This is a genomic window from Coprococcus sp. LG101-27, from assembly GCF_027695515.1.
Lineage (GTDB): Bacteria > Bacillota > Clostridia > Lachnospirales > Lachnospiraceae > Allocoprococcus > Allocoprococcus comes.
The window spans coordinates 2272-17145 of record NZ_JAQEUJ010000040.1 but is presented as its reverse complement, the minus strand read 5'-3'; the positions used below and the strand labels follow the sequence as shown (position 1 = coordinate 17145).

The window sequence follows — 14874 nt, the reverse complement described above, 5'->3', positions numbered from 1 at the left end:
TAAGAATCTAATTATTTTTCCTTAACTTAATGACATTGGGCACATGGGCTCTTTTTGCGACAAGAGCTATTTTTATACCAGTTAGCTAAAATAAGCCGTTGCTGCAATCATTACAAATGAGGCACTATCTGTACCGCTGATATATACTCCACCATTTTTTATGTATATACGTGCTTGTGTTCCAGCTGATCCACCATTATGCATAGCTATCGGGATAAGACACTCGTATGTGTTATAACCATTTGGTGTCATTCCTGACGGGACATTTCCTAGATATTGATCGTTTGCAAATTTTCCATTATCTGAAAATCTTATCGATCCAGCAACAAATACCACGTGACCTATTTTGCGGAATTTTAGCTTTTCTGAAAGATTATTTGCATTAGTCATATATTTCCAACCAGAATCGGCAGTTGCCGTTTTCAAATTGGTATTTGTAGTTGCTAATTCTGTGCTCAAAGCAGATATTTTTGCATTTGCATTTGTCAAATTGCTACTTAATTCAGCAATGGATCCCTGCACACTAAACAACTTCTTAACTTCCGTGATATTAAGTCCATTGAGAATGACCTGGTAAAGTGGCATGTCTGCTACAAGATCTCCTGACTGTATATCTCCTGTTGTATAACCTGGTACAGTCGGACTGTTTTCGCTTGGTGTTCCCTGGATTACTTTCAAGGTAAGTGATTCTTCATTTGTACTTGGATCTCTACTGTATCTGGCAACGATAAGGTCTACCCTTTTCATTCCCTGTGATCCATTTGTAATGGTGAGAGAATCGTATGTGTTCTTTTTAATCGATGCAGCACACCCTTGATGCATGATCACACCATCTCTTACTTTAATCTCATTGTTTGACGATACTTCCGCAGTCAACTGTGATCCTGTTTGCAGCACATAAGATTCATTTCCAAAAATTCCAATATTGATATCTCTGTCCTGTTCTGCAGTAACATGTGGACTTCCGGTATATCCTGTAATTATATCCATTAAGACTCTCCTTCCAATTTATACTCTACTTTTTCTTTGCCAGCTGAAATCGTCCATATCTTCCTTCCGATCGGCTTCTTCATGCTGGCACCGGTTAGATAATCTCGGCCACCAACGATGTCTCCAATATCCATACTTCCTTCTATTTTCTCCATCGTCATGTCATATTCTGTCTTATTCTTGGAATTTGTAAGTTTCGCAATTCCATTTTTGAGTAGGTCATCGTATTCTGATCCGGAGCTATCGTAAGTTTCTTCGATTTCATCAATTCCTCGATAGTACTGCGTTTGTCCTACGTTTCCCTTTTCGTCGACATACAAATGGATAACCAGGCGGTCTTTTAACTCTCCTTTTCCAAGGCATACTAAGTGATTCACGCCTCTTTTGTTGTCATCCATCGTAAAATTCATGTTCTGATCGTTTGAAAATTCGTATTCTGATGAATAATCTACGATAGGAACAGCCCTTACTTGAACATAGCCCATTTCGTATTTATCGCCTTGAATATACTTGATTTCCAAGCGGTAACCTACGGATTGCAGCATCTTCCTTAAACCTTCATGTAACGTACAATATCGGTCAAACTGATAGTTCATCAACTGAATGCCTGTATCTTCAACAACTCCGTAGAAAAAGCCCGGAAATGCTTCTTCTACTTTTCCTTTGATGATTTCATTTATTTCTCCGGATGCTATCGCATAATCCTGTCCTTCTTCCGGCTTGATTATTTTTTTCGTCATCATTCCACGCCAGGTATATCCCTTTACGGTGATACTATTCGCTTTTGTGCTTGTAGTTACCTCCCGAACTATTCCGCCATACTCTGTGTCCGGAACATACACCTGACTTCCGAACTCAACCGTACCATTCCAACCGGATCTCTTAAATTCGATCTCAAAATCATTGATTGAGCTTTTCTCATCTTCTCCGATTTCCATGTCTACATTTGCATTTAAGATATATCCGAGCTCTTTGCCTATCGGATCCGTATAGATCAATTCCATTCCGGCACGCTCCTTTCTTTGTATACCTTAATATCAAAGCCGAATTCACCACTCCAGTTAAGAGTCAGTACGCCAGACGGAATCAGTGCAAATACGCTTTTGTCTTTCGCTCTTTTTGCGAAAATATTTTGCACAGTTCCATTTCTCAGATGCTTTGTGATCGTCTTCTCTCTGCTGGCGATTAATATATATTCACCTGCTTCTAACGTCTCATAAATCTGATAAGGATAACCGTTTATCAGTATTCTTGGATCAGTGCATGGACCATATATTACCATTTCAAAGTTATTATCTCGGAAATGATCGATAATCCAGTTCTGCGTTCCGGCACTCTTTCTTGAATAATCATAATTATACGTTATCGGATAGTCTAAGAATGTATATGGCTTTCCTTTATTTGCAGAATCAGGATAAAAGCTTTCCTGTTGCTCCATCGACCAGAATGGATACGGGCAGTATATTTCTATCTTGCAATCTGTACGACTATTATTTTCACCCGATACTTCATTGCTTGATTTTTTTACATATCCATCAATGTAGTATTCGCCATAGTAAATTCTTCCTGGAGTCAGATTGACCACATCGTATTCAAAAGCATTCGTAAGCTTATTAAGAATCCGCTTTCTTTCTTTTTCTTTGCCTCTCACGGTAAGAGTAATATCATACGTCACCGGTTCTTTTGCAAAAGCATTCACCGTTACACCCATTTCTCTTTCTGTTGTATTAGGTGTCCACTCATAAGCATGGAAATATCCGGAGGTTGCTCTCATTTTGTCTCCGATCAGATTGTATTTTTCTCCATTGGAGCATACATATTTAATCTCGATCATTCAAACACAACCCCCATTTCCCTCAAAGCTCTTGCTACTTCTCTGTCATTTAAATTTATAACTATACTGCCGTCTCCACGTCTGGATGTTGTTTTTAAATATTCCAGTAATGCTTCCAGCTTCTCTGCAATCGTGCTGTTCTGACTTTCAGTGCTGCTTTTGCCAGAAATTGCAAGGTTCATACTTGTTCCAATTGGTTTTTTTACAGACTTCTGAAGCTCTGCTGCCGCATTGGATACTAATGTTGTCTTGCCAATCAATCCATTCGCAATTCCGGTATCGATCATCTCTCCAACATAAGCTCCCCAACGTGACGGTGAGTGAATTCCGAAGAATGCCAGAACATTTTCTTTAAATCCACCAAGAACACCTTTTACAGCATCCCATAGCATATGTGCCGCCGAACGAAGTCCGGATGCGATACCGCTTATGATATTGATTCCAATACTTCCCCAGTTCTGGCTCGTAAAAGCATTCACAATTGCGCTGATAATTGCCGGTATCTGTCCAACCAAATTCGGAATGGCACGTATCAAACCTGCCGCCAGTTTGCCGATAATTGTAATACCACTCTGGAGAATCTGTGGAAGATTCTGTCCAATTGACGCTACAAAACGCACAATTGCAGTTGCTGCAGCCTGAGCAATTTGTGGCAGATTATTTATAATTCCATTTACCAATCTTAAAAGTAATCTTGCACCAGCACTCAATATTGTTGGAAGCATCGAGATAATTGTGTTGGCAAAATATGTAATAACATTGCCCGCCATCGTTATTACTTGCGGTAAATTTTGCAAGATTCCATTCACAATGTTTGTTATGAAATCCACACCCTTCTGCAACAAGATCGGGAGTTTCTCCTGGATTCCGATATTAAACTGATCCATAAGCTGCATTGCGCTCTGATAAAGAGTCGGTATTCCTGTTGTGATTCCGCTTGCAATTTGCGGAATCAGTCCAGACACTGCAGCAAACAGTTGTGGACCGAGTGCCGTTACAAATGTAACGATTGCTGATGGAAGTGCAGATATAACATTCCATACTGCCGGAAGCAGATTTCCAACCGCAAAGGTTATGATCGTATTCGCCAGTTCATTAAGTGCCGGTCCTACATCCATTCCCAGAGCAATTTCTCCCATTACATTTTTAGCCGCTGCTTTCATCTGGTTGAACGATCCAGATATAGTCGTTGCCGCTTCTTTTGCTGTCGTTCCGGTAATATCCAACTGTCCCTGGATCACGTGAATCGCACTGTAGACATCTGATAGATTATCAATATTGTATTCCACGCCACTGATTTTCTGTGCATCTGCTAAGAGACGCTCCATCTCCGACTTCGTACCACCATATCCAAGCTTCAGGTTGTCCAGCATTGTATAGTTCTGTTTGGCGAATCCCTGATATGCATTTTTGATGTCTTCCATATTGGTTCCCATCTTATTCGCATTATCAGACATATCTACCATTGCCATATCTGCCACATCTGCAGCTTTGGAGGTGTCGCCAGCAAGGGAACTAAGAAGGCTCGCTGAAAAGCTTGTAGTTAGTTCCATGTAGTCATTTGCACTCATTCCTGCTGTCTGGTAGGCTTTTGCCGCATTTGCTTTCACTTTATCGGCAGAATCTTTAAATAATGTTTCGATTCCACCAAGACTCTGTTCGAGTGCTGCACCTTCACTGATGCTTGCTGACAGAGCTTTCCCGATTGCTGCTGCGGCAATAACCTTTTTGATCATGCCAACCATTTTCCCGCCAAAAGAACTTCCGGCTGAGTCTGCTTCCGGCTCTATTTCTTTTTGAATTCTTCCCTGAATTCCTACCGCCGATGGTATGATCTGCACATACGCTTTTGCAAGTTCCGTAGCCATCTTATCCCTCCTTTCCCGTCAATCTCGCCCATTCTCTGTCAAAATCTTCTCCAGAATCAAACGTCTGAATTTCTTTAGATTTTTCCTTTCCATCGCCCAGGATCATTCCAAGCAATGACTTCGGACGATTTTTCCCGGTCGCTCCATCCTCAGATTGCAACCAGGCAGTCGTGCGCGTTCCATCCGCAATAGCCGCCATAAGCATTTGTTCCGGTATCGGCTCAATCCCTGCTATTTTCATTTTAATTCTCGAATTTCCCCTCAACCCACAAGAAAAAGTCGCTACCATTCTACACGGTAACGACTTATAATCATAGATATGATATGTTTCTGCAAGATCACACAAAAGTGCGTCCTTATCTAAATTAAGCATGTAGGCGAGGGCTAAGAGTTTTTTCCTTCTTTTATATTTCCGAAAATTTCTCCAATTTCATTCATCATTTTCGACGCCGGTACCCTTCCGTTCTCCATTCGTAAATGTTCTTTCAAACGTTCTTTCTGTTCTGTTCCAAGAAGACGGTTTAATACGCTGATTGTTTTTGTCATGTCTCCTGCATCCATTTCACACAGATCTTCCAGAAGTTCATAATCATCCAACGCCGCTTCATCTAACTCATACTCAAAACCACTGCTCGTTTTTCCCTTCATTATTTCTTATTCCCCTTAATATATTCGTAATGTGTCTGTCCGCCCGCATCCGGTACTGCCGATAACGTTGTCTCGTATCCAATCGCATCATCGTCCTTATATACAATGTCTCCGACTTCCGTAATACTTGCACACGGAATAACGATACGCTTCACTGCGTCTTTCAGAATCATATCCACAGCCCACGCATTCTGTTCCGCTTCATCTGCATTTACTTTTACCGTAATCCCTTCCTCAAGTGTTCCGGTAACATTATCATCTCCGTAAACACTCTTCAGGACCTCTACATTCAAGGCTTCGATCATCGTAAACTTAAAATTATCTTTCTTACTGGTCTGCATATTCAATACAGTGTCGCCGCCCCAAGCATTTTTGTTGTCAGTTTCCGGACTATTAGAATTAGTGAGTCCATCCTCCGAGCAATATCCAAGTGACTTAAATGCTGCATCTAATGCTGTGGTTGCATCTGTTGGCAATGTTGTTCCGAGCGGTGCTCTAAAAATCGCGCCGCCTACTTTCGGCTTACCTGTACTTACATTTTTAGCATCTGACATTTTTATCCTCCTTCATCAGAAATGAACCATATCATATACAGCCTGATACCGATATTTCTTCCTTGTTGTATCCGTATAGTTGTAGTCGCTGTTAAGCTGGCACTTACTGATATCATCCATTTCAACAATTTTTTCCATTGCTTCTTTCACTCTTTCATTGAGTGATGCCGCCCCATAAAGGGATCCTGAATAAGACTGGATAGCAAGAGTTGCTGATGCAATATGATTTTCTTCACCGGATCCAGTCTTTTCAATTAGGATATATTCCTCCGGAAGTCCCGGTTCTTCTTCCATCCTTACCGGAATATCAAGCATGGCTTCCAGATATTTTCTAACCTTTTCTTCGATCATTTTTTCCACCCATCGCTTTCAACAAGCTGTTGTTTCCATCATCTCCATTTATTTTTACAACCGCTCTTGTTTGCGCAACATACGACTCTTTTTCTGCATCGGATGATATTTGATTTGCCTGTTCCAGTAAAATCGCCTGCATCTCTGCAGATTTCATCAACTCTCTTACACCGGATCGATTTAACTCAACTTTCGTTTTAGCCATAACGCTCCACCATCCATCTCTGATTCCATCTTCCTGGAATATTTTCTTCAATTCCTTGCTGTGGGAATCCAATTACCCGCCATGATGTGCCAAAAAAATCCACTCTGCAGTCTTGCCAGTCGTGCGTATCTCCTTTTGGAATTGCGATATTGTAGACTGCTTTTTTCCCAGTAATATTAAGCATATCCAGCACTTCTGTTGTCGATGCCGGAGCAACCAACACGTCTTCCACGGTCACAGGTGTCTCTGTATATATCGGATGTCCGAATGTATCTGTCCCACTTGCGGTCCGTTCGTAGAGCTTCACCGGTATTCCTTTAATCATTAGCTTCTTCCTCCTGCATCAAATCCGAATATGGATTAAAATAGCCAATTCGATTCCCGACACCAAGGATTTTCTTATCCAATTTAGTCAGATACAATTCGCCACTTCCATTTGCATTTGTCCAGGTCTGCGAATATACCATTGCTGTCGTAGTTGTCTGTGTCGTTCCAATAGGTACACCTTCCTCTCTGCTTCCGAGTGTCCGGATAACCATATTACATGACACTAATTTCTTTGCCTCGTCTGTAGCATTGCGGTTATATGCATCAATGATGATCGCTGCATCCTCTAAGAGTGCCGTTACATAATCTGTATCCGAAATATCTGTTCCTTTTCGTCTCCAAATATCCTCGATTGATGCGTATATCATTGTATCACCTACTTTTTCGCTGTTTGCGTTCTCTTTCTGGTGTTCTTAGCTGATGCCTCTTTCTTTGCTTCGACTGGTTCTTCTATATCTGGAATCTCTGAGTCTTCTGTCGGTTCTTCGAGTTCTTCCACAGGTTCTTCTGTATTTTCGGCTTCTGCAACTCCTGCTTCTGTTTCGCTATTCTCGATCAAATCCTCGGTTTTTTCTTCAATAATCAGCTTAAACATTGTGGAGTCTAACACATCGTCAGACTCCACTACTATTCCAGTTTGTTTGTATAAATATTTCATATTACCCTTCCGCCTTCACGATCTTTGTAAATGCTGCCTGATCCATGATTCCAATTCCATATACAATTTCTGCACGAATTGCGATCTGATTCTGTCTCTGCAGATCTCCAAGTCCATCCGGATCACCGTATTCGATCAAGTGAGCGCCAATGGATCTCTGTACTCCCCATCTAAACGCATCAAACTGTCCTACGATTCCAAGTAACTTCGTATCTGGTGTGATTTCATTTTTTGCTGAAACTGTATCAGATACTGCCGCAGTCATTCCGGAAAAATTTGTAAGATTCTGTCCGAATCCAATTTCCGGATAAATCTTTCTTCCATCCGCATCCCTCATCGTGGAAAGGCCAAAGGAAAGTGTTGGATCCATTGCAATACCACTCGGTACATAGCCAGATGAGATGATCATTCCTGCTGCCGCCTCGATTGCTTCATCATACTTTGTGCCTGCAAGCTGCACACTCTGTTTCGTGTCAACCAGCCCTTCTTTTACAAGACTTGATACCGTTCCTGTAAGCGGATTGATTTTGTGAATTCCAACAAGATCCAATGCTCTTCCCAGTGCGATTGACGCATTTGACGCCAGATCCTGCAATACGCCGATCTGTACATCTTCGTCTGCCCACTGTACTTCCTGCGAAAATCTCATGGTAACCTGCAGTTTGAACGGATTTACTGCTTTAGAAGCATATGCAGTTGGGGTTGGCGATTTCTGCCCTGCCTCTCCTACGAGTTCTGCTTTCGGTGGCGATGTAAGTACCCACACCTGCTGCTTTCCAAATTTCTGCGGTCTTGCTCCGGATAACTGCGCCAGAGTAGATCCTTTCTGTGTTTTTTCAAAAATCCCCTGCGAAATCTCTGCCGGAATTTCAAAATCTGAACTAATGAGTGCTGCCATATTCTTTATTCTCCTTTACCAAAAATCTGATGTGCAAATTCCCTCATTGCATCATCCGTTGAGTTGTACTCTGTTGTCTTTTTTCTGTTCCCCTTAGTCCCCGGATAACTCTTCGGCTTCGCAAATTTCATAATCGCTTCCGCCTGTTTCTTACAGGTTTCCTCATCTTCACCTGTAAGGAGTTCTACCGGCACACCAGTGTCTTTTGCTGCTTTTTCTCTTACCTGTCTTACAGTGTCTTTCTTTTCAAGTGCGCTTAATTTTGCCTGAAGCGCATCGGACTTTTCTTTTTCCTTCTGAAGTTCCGTTTTATTCTGCGCCTGGTACTCATCGTACTTACTTGCCTTTTCTTTCAGGTCATCATAATCTGCATATTTCTGTCTTTCTCTCGCAAGGCGTCCCTCTATGATTGAATCCATTTCTGCCTGAGTGAATGTTTTGTCATCTGCCATCTTGTTTCCCTCCTGATTTGAGTGTTTTTAGTTGCCACGTTTAAGGCACGTGTTGCCATAAAAATAAGACGCGTAACCCTGCGCCTTAAAGGGAGATATCTGGATCACCGCCTTTCCTATTCTGCAAATTTCCAATCCTCTGACAGCATATCAGCCTGAGACGCTAACCATCCCATCTGAACACCAGATGTTCCGCAGAATGCAATAGCCATGTTTCCGATGGCATCATGCTCACAATTTACAATATCCCCATCTACTGTTTTATATGAAATTCCGGTTGCAAGCTGGATGTACTGTCCCTTTCCATTCCAGCCTTTACGTGCCACTTTCATTCCACGTTTCAGATATTTAATTGCTTCTCCAAACGAAAACAGAGCTTCTCCGCCCAGTTCCGGACAATTTTCTCCGTCTGCCAGTACCCATTCATCAGAACAGATATTTCCAAATGTATAATCTGGAATCTTTGTCTCTCTGATATCCAACTCTTCGCCATCTTTTGTGTGCATGATAATAGTCTGTTTCTCTTTTGACCAAAACCAATAACCGCCCCAAGATGGAATTTTCACTTTGCTACCCTGCTTCATTATTTTAAATGCCTCATCAAATCTCATGTTCTTTCTTCCTTTCTTAAAAATGAGTATAAAAATACCACCAACCGTTTCCGATCAGTGGCTTTTAATACCATATTACCGTTTTTTCTTTTGGTGGATTATCCATCTTCGCAATCCGTTTCAGTTCTCGCCTCACGTGTGGTGCTGCAAACATGCTTGCATTTTCATGTTCTACAGTCTCTCCATCCGGAATTCGTATTTTTATAAAACCTGCCGGCTCTTTTCCTTCTGGATAGTAATTTGCCGAAATACTATCACTGACTTTTTTTATGTTTTTTAAGATTACCATAATATTCCAGCGCCTCCTTTGGATAATTATATTTTTCCGATGCCAATTCATGTGCTTTTACATGATCTATGCCCGGATTTTCTTGCTTAATTTTCATTTCCAACAACTCATGCTCTATCAAAGTTTTGTCATGAAGTTTAATGTCTTTTCCATTCATCAAGCGTTGCCAGCTCTGTGCAATCGCGCAATCTGGATCAAACTGCCTGCTTTCTCCCGTATCCGGATCTATCAAAGAATCATCTTCAAATAAATATGCCTTAATTTTTCTTATGTCAGATTCTTCCTTACCGAGATTATCTGCTATTTTCTTTGAATCAGTTGAAAAATGTCTAATCTCTTCATAGTACATCTCCGCAAATTCATCAGCTTCTGCACTATTCAGATCTGTGATTCTCGCTCCTGATATCAGTATATCAGACCGCCTCAATTTTTCAAGTTTTTCCGCTTTTTTACTTGCGTATAATTCTCGTTTTCTCGCATTGATCACATCTTTATTCTGTGCATATCGCTTTCTCCGCATTTCATTGATATCCCCGTTGGCATCGTAATATTCTTCCAGATATTTATCCGGATCATATCCTGCCACTGTACTTTTTCCATCAAACCGGACTGCATACTCACAATCGCAATGTGCATGAATGTGTTCCGCGTGACCATTCCGCATAGCTTTTTTTGACCTATACTGCCATCCTCTGGATGCAAGTGCAATGCAGAAAGCACAGGTGTCTCCATGCGGTACCCAGGCAAACTGTGCCCCGTCACGCTCTGCATTTTTCAGTGTCGTATCTGCACCTACCTGTTTTACAAGCCTTGCAAGCGTTCCGGGAATATTGTTTGGAGACTGCTTTTTTGTTCCTTTTACTGCTTTTGCCACTTCCCCATAGTCCGGGAGATCTGCTACTTCTGCCGTAGGGACTATTACTCCCTGTGCCGCTGCTGTCGCTTCATACATCTGGCACGATAATGCACCGATAGCCTGTCCGTAGTGTTGTGACAGTGCATAGGCGTAGTCCAAAAGTGCTTTATCATTTTCCAGTCCATTCTTTTGAACCCAGGACTGCATCAGATCCGCTGCTTTCTGGCTAATCTGTGACATCTTCGTTATGTACTCCAGCCACGCTTTCTCCGTTATCTGCATTTCCAAATTCCTCCGTCAAGATTGCATCACCTTTTGCCCTTTGTTCCTGTGCTCGGATTCTGCGGATATCCGCCTGATCAAAACCAATCATTTCAAGGAAAATATCTGTCTGTGCAAATCCTTGTCGCGCTGTCGCAATTTTGAGTGCTGCATCTGTAGTAGATGCCACGCTTGGCATTGCCGGATTCTTAAAATGTGCAATCAGCTCATATGTTTCTTTCGGAAGCTCATCTGGAATCGTTCCAAGTTCAATTGCAAGTGCCATCCGTCCAATCCGGTGCAATGCATCACCATTTGATTTATTCAGCTGTTCTGCCATAAGGATCAGTGTCTGCGACTGTGCAATAATTGCTTCACTGGAAGTCGGATTTGCATCATTTATCACACCAACATCCGTAACTGCCAATCCTGTTGCCGCTGAATACTGTGTGGCAAGCATCCGGAGCATCTGAACATGTGGTTCAATATTTCCCTGCGAAAGTTGCCCGAAATTCGGCTTTTCCCCAGTCTCCGGATTATTGGTACTGTAGAGAATACTTCCAACATACTGTTTGAATTTATTATCAATCAACATATCATATTGTTCATCTGACACCCCGAGCAGATATTTCTGTGGAGAAGTGGCAAATTCCAGTCCAATCGTTGCATTTGCGACTGTTCTTACATATCCCTGGATTAGCCTGCGGATCGGCTCTTTTAGCCTTGACTGACCAAATGGTTTATCGTTTGTTGCGTCCCAGATCAGAGCCACCATAAGGGGTTCTCCGAAATCATGGGGATTCTGCGTAGCATACCATGTACCTCCAATCCGATCCAGTTCCCAGATGTCTGTGTCTGTATAGAAATTTACATGTTCCGGAGACCATGTAACATCCGACTCGTCTCTTCGCGCATCTTCAAAGGCAAATCCATATCGGATGCGTCCTTCGTGTGCATTCCAAGAAGCTGCAGCACAATGCGGAGAATAAAACCGTACTCTTGCATCATCTTCCTCTCCGGATACCGCCGCAAATGCACAACCGTATTTCAGTTCTTCTTTGACCGCTTTATTGTATTCCGCTATCAAATGATTCCTTTTCATAATCTGATCCATGTCTTCTGACTTCGTTCCATTTTCTGTAACAAACCCATCAAACATTGATCTACCGGCAAGCACGTCTACCGTTTTTGCACCCCAGGCGCATCCGATTTCGAGTCTTCCAAGACCCGAAGGTAGTGCAATTCCCAAATTTACCTCATTCAACGTGATTTTCCCGTTGTAATATCGACGTTTTTTTCGATTTGTACTTCGGTGATAGTCGTATATATATTTCAATTCTTTCAGCCACTCTTGTTCTTCCGGTGGTAATCCTTCTACTCTTCCAAAATTTAACTCCATTATCCTATCCTCATCTTTCTGTTCGGATTTCGTTTCGATGTTCTGCATCCCCAGAGTGCAAGTGCTGCTGCTTCAATCGGGATCGAGTTTTCTCCACCAAATCCCCAGCCACCGGAAATCGGTCTTTTTACAGACGTAATTGCTGACTCATTCAGTATTTCTTGGTATTTATACCATGTTACAGTCTGTTCATTGATTTCCTGTGATAGCTGACTCGCCGCTGCTATCACTTCTTTTGCTGCCGGTCGAACAATTGACTGCTTATATTTCCACACCGGCGTTATCTTCTCTATCAGGAAGTCAACTCCATTTCTTCCATCGATCACCACACAGCTTGCCATCTTGTATCTCTGATTTAGCCAGTCCGCAAGCCACTGGATTCCTCTGTCCGTTGTTTTAAGCTCGATCAGTGAAATTCTCGCTTCCCCTACCTCTGGACAGACAGCTCCGCATAATGCTACCGCCGAACCGTCAAGCGAAAACTTTACACCGTAAGCAGTTTTCCCTTCCGGTTTTTCTTTTTCCGAAGCACATTCTTCCCATTTCTTCTTATCAATTGCATAGTCCTGATCATTGTTGATTGGCGACCACCAGCCGAGACGCTCTCTTGCAAACGTGTCCACATCCATCTGTTCGCACTCTGCAGCTATGGTTGTTTCTGTCATTCTTCGCCCCAGTGCCGGATTGCAATCCGCCCATCTCTGACGATCAGTAACATCTCCAATCTCTTTCACAGAATATTCTGTCCAGGCTGTGGATTTGCTCTCACCTTCCGTTGCCCGTTTTCTTATCTTCCGGAATACTGTGCCAGTACAATTTTCATCCGGTGGTGTTCCAAGATAAATCGTTTGTGGATTCCTTGACGCTGATATTGCCGGCAAAAAAGATGCCTGCTGCTCGCTTGTCAATTCCTGTGCTTCATCAAACACAAGACAGTCGCCATGCAGTCCTCGACCACCATTCCTTGTTCTGGCAACAAATACTACTCTTCCACCATTTTTTAGAATAATCTGTTCTCTTCCGAGTGCCGCCTTAATTTCTTTTACATACTTACGGAGTCCTCTGCTTTCAAACAAGCCGCGCAATTCCATAAAGGTTTCTGTTGCAGTTTTCTGCAGATGAGCTGTGTATATAACCCATTCTGCATACAGAATCATTCCGGATGCAATCCGCCCGGAAGTATCCAGTGTTTTCCCGTTCTGTCTTGGAACAGATAAGCCACATGTCGGCGCTGACCAAACATCATCCTCTGTACGCCCCATCCAATCATTCAGCACTTCACTCTGCCACGGATCCACAATCAATTTCCCGACCGCAAGCACTTTTACCGCATCGGGGCCATCCGTATAAGCGTAATCCGGAACAATTCTATCGGACGGTGTCTGGCTTCCCATCAGCTTTTCGTGCCGACAGGATTTCTCCGATTTCGTCATCGTCTTTCTCCATTCCTTTTATTTCTTCAATTTCTTTGATTGTTTCTCTGTATTGCCTGGAGAGCTGTGGCATTGTCTTTGGACCATCAACAGCATCTTTCGCGCATATATCAATCTGTTTTGCGAGAATCAGTGCTAAATTTTCCAAGCGTTCCAAGCGGCTTCCCTCGCTTGTTACAGTTGCCATTTTCTTAGCTCTTCCCATCTAAATTCACCTTTCAAAAATTTTCCTGTGTGTAAATCGGCGCTGGACAGCGGTGGTCGCCGCCGCCGCGTGGCGGGGTACCCTCCCCACCCTCTGTTTGCAGTTCTCACCATTCCCCATCTGTAACGTTCATTTTGGGCTTTTGCTGGCTCCTCTGCATTTCATTCAACGTTTTATTGCTTTTCGCTGCGTTGCAACAGTAATGCGCCGGTTGCAGGTTATTCCAGTCCTGTGCCGCCGCTTCACGTGAGCTATAGCCAAACTCACGCCACCTTGACACCGGTTTGATTTCATCTATAACAAAAGACAACGGATGTTTGCTGTCGCTTGGTTCATTGTAATGTATGGGGCCAAGCCTGCCTTTACATATCCCGCATTCTCCACCTATTGCTTTAAATCTCGCCCGGTGTTTTCTTCTCAGATTCCCGTTGGCGCTTCTTGGGTTCCGTTGCTCCTTCATATCTTTTCCTCTGACGGTTTCTGTATCTGTAACAAGGAGTTCTAAAAAAGTAATTGCAACAAACAAATGTACTGATGTATGAATAAATTCTTTCCAGAGTAAACCGCCAAACCTCTTTCCGGAATTCACGGCAAAGAAAAAGACAACAATCTTTCGACTGCTGCCCTGTTCATCTCTTTACCTGAATACACTATACCACAGACCAAGTGTATCATTCTATATCATCTTGAAGTTTTTTAGTGCTTCTGAATGTTTCCGGTGTACTTGTGCCCACTCATATCCTGTCTTTCTGCAGATATCCTTCCACCTCATAAGATCTATGTAGCAGTAAGTCAGAACATCTTTCTCTGTCTCATCTTCTATCTGCTCAATTCTTTCCCTGATCTCAGTCCGGATCCTGACTCTTTTCTTCCTCTGCTCCACCAGTTTCCGTTCCTGTTCGTCCACTTCTGCTGCATAATCCGACAGATCAGAAAGGTTGCTGCTTTTTGGCAGCCCATCTGCTGCCAGTGCTCCTGGAAGCATCCTATCCAGCTTCAGGCGTTCCAACTCTTCCTCGATCCGCTTCTCCTGGT

At 42.7% G+C, this 14874-nt stretch carries 22 protein-coding genes; all 22 read right to left on the bottom strand.

From position 1 onward, the window contains the following. Positions 1-81: 81 nt before the first annotated feature. Positions 82-990, bottom strand: coding sequence for a hypothetical protein (locus PG766_RS16145; RefSeq protein WP_270591289.1), 909 nt, complete (start codon positions 988-990; stop codon positions 82-84). Beyond that, positions 990-1994 (bottom strand): Gp37-like protein, encoded by a 1005-nt coding sequence (locus PG766_RS16140; RefSeq protein WP_270246678.1) that lies wholly within the window; start codon positions 1992-1994, stop codon positions 990-992. The genes PG766_RS16145 and PG766_RS16140 overlap by 1 nt, the downstream gene beginning before the upstream one ends. Next, on the bottom strand, positions 1985-2824 hold the full coding sequence (locus PG766_RS16135) for a phage tail protein (protein WP_270591287.1): 840 nt from the start codon (positions 2822-2824) through the stop codon (positions 1985-1987). Before PG766_RS16135 ends, PG766_RS16140 begins: the two co-directional genes overlap by 10 nt. After that, a complete protein-coding gene (locus PG766_RS16130; protein ID WP_270591286.1) occupies positions 2821-4692 on the bottom strand; it encodes a phage tail protein in 1872 nt (623 codons plus the stop codon). Before PG766_RS16130 ends, PG766_RS16135 begins: the two co-directional genes overlap by 4 nt. 1 nt (position 4693) lies before the next feature. After that, positions 4694-4933: a DUF5361 domain-containing protein gene (locus PG766_RS16125; RefSeq protein WP_270541398.1), complete on the bottom strand. Its 240-nt coding sequence runs from the start codon at positions 4931-4933 to the stop codon at positions 4694-4696. Positions 4934-5076: 143 nt separating this feature from the next. Further along, positions 5077-5340, bottom strand: coding sequence for a hypothetical protein (locus PG766_RS16120; protein WP_270591284.1), 264 nt, complete (start codon positions 5338-5340; stop codon positions 5077-5079). Continuing rightward, positions 5340-5894, bottom strand: a complete 555-nt coding sequence (locus PG766_RS16115) for a phage tail tube protein (RefSeq protein ID WP_270591283.1) — start codon at positions 5892-5894, stop codon at positions 5340-5342. The genes PG766_RS16120 and PG766_RS16115 overlap by 1 nt, the downstream gene beginning before the upstream one ends. A 15-nt stretch (positions 5895-5909) precedes the next feature. Beyond that, complete coding sequence (locus tag PG766_RS16110; RefSeq protein WP_270246672.1) at positions 5910-6245, bottom strand: hypothetical protein; 336 nt, start codon at positions 6243-6245, stop codon at positions 5910-5912. Continuing rightward, positions 6226-6450 carry a hypothetical protein gene (locus tag PG766_RS16105; RefSeq protein WP_270591282.1) on the bottom strand — a complete coding sequence of 75 codons (225 nt, stop codon included), beginning with the start codon at positions 6448-6450 and terminating at the stop codon, positions 6226-6228. The genes PG766_RS16110 and PG766_RS16105 overlap by 20 nt, the downstream gene beginning before the upstream one ends. Continuing rightward, positions 6443-6775 carry a hypothetical protein gene (locus tag PG766_RS16100; RefSeq protein WP_055296988.1) on the bottom strand — a complete coding sequence of 111 codons (333 nt, stop codon included), beginning with the start codon at positions 6773-6775 and terminating at the stop codon, positions 6443-6445. Before PG766_RS16100 ends, PG766_RS16105 begins: the two co-directional genes overlap by 8 nt. After that, positions 6768-7145 carry a Gp19/Gp15/Gp42 family protein gene (locus PG766_RS16095; protein WP_270591281.1) on the bottom strand — a complete coding sequence of 126 codons (378 nt, stop codon included), beginning with the start codon at positions 7143-7145 and terminating at the stop codon, positions 6768-6770. The genes PG766_RS16100 and PG766_RS16095 overlap by 8 nt, the downstream gene beginning before the upstream one ends. An 8-nt stretch (positions 7146-7153) precedes the next feature. Then, positions 7154-7435 (bottom strand): hypothetical protein, encoded by a 282-nt coding sequence (locus PG766_RS16090; protein WP_270591279.1) that lies wholly within the window; start codon positions 7433-7435, stop codon positions 7154-7156. A gap of 1 nt (position 7436) precedes the next feature. Beyond that, positions 7437-8333 carry a phage major capsid protein gene (locus PG766_RS16085; protein ID WP_270591278.1) on the bottom strand — a complete coding sequence of 299 codons (897 nt, stop codon included), beginning with the start codon at positions 8331-8333 and terminating at the stop codon, positions 7437-7439. A gap of 5 nt (positions 8334-8338) precedes the next feature. Beyond that, complete coding sequence (locus PG766_RS16080) at positions 8339-8785, bottom strand: DUF4355 domain-containing protein (RefSeq protein WP_270541390.1); 447 nt, start codon at positions 8783-8785, stop codon at positions 8339-8341. Between the two features lie 116 nt (positions 8786-8901). After that, positions 8902-9396, bottom strand: a complete 495-nt coding sequence (locus PG766_RS16075) for a DUF2829 domain-containing protein (RefSeq protein ID WP_270591277.1) — start codon at positions 9394-9396, stop codon at positions 8902-8904. A 64-nt stretch (positions 9397-9460) separates the two neighbouring features. Continuing rightward, positions 9461-9685 (bottom strand): hypothetical protein, encoded by a 225-nt coding sequence (locus PG766_RS16070; protein ID WP_270591276.1) that lies wholly within the window; start codon positions 9683-9685, stop codon positions 9461-9463. Further along, entirely contained in the window at positions 9651-10823 is a 1173-nt protein-coding gene (locus tag PG766_RS16065; RefSeq protein WP_270591274.1) for a VG15 protein, read from the bottom strand. Before PG766_RS16065 ends, PG766_RS16070 begins: the two co-directional genes overlap by 35 nt. Next, positions 10768-12201: a phage portal protein gene (locus PG766_RS16060; RefSeq protein WP_270591273.1), complete on the bottom strand. Its 1434-nt coding sequence runs from the start codon at positions 12199-12201 to the stop codon at positions 10768-10770. Before PG766_RS16060 ends, PG766_RS16065 begins: the two co-directional genes overlap by 56 nt. Beyond that, complete coding sequence (locus PG766_RS16055; protein ID WP_270591272.1) at positions 12201-13634, bottom strand: terminase large subunit; 1434 nt, start codon at positions 13632-13634, stop codon at positions 12201-12203. The genes PG766_RS16060 and PG766_RS16055 overlap by 1 nt, the downstream gene beginning before the upstream one ends. Continuing rightward, on the bottom strand, positions 13570-13839 hold the full coding sequence (locus PG766_RS16050) for a hypothetical protein (RefSeq protein WP_055296965.1): 270 nt from the start codon (positions 13837-13839) through the stop codon (positions 13570-13572). Before PG766_RS16050 ends, PG766_RS16055 begins: the two co-directional genes overlap by 65 nt. Before the next feature lie 106 nt (positions 13840-13945). After that, positions 13946-14299, bottom strand: coding sequence for a hypothetical protein (locus PG766_RS16045; protein ID WP_270591270.1), 354 nt, complete (start codon positions 14297-14299; stop codon positions 13946-13948). A 216-nt stretch (positions 14300-14515) separates the two neighbouring features. Continuing rightward, positions 14516-14874, bottom strand: a 359-nt coding sequence (locus tag PG766_RS16040; protein ID WP_270591268.1) for a DUF1492 domain-containing protein, incomplete at its 5' end; no start/stop codon positions are given.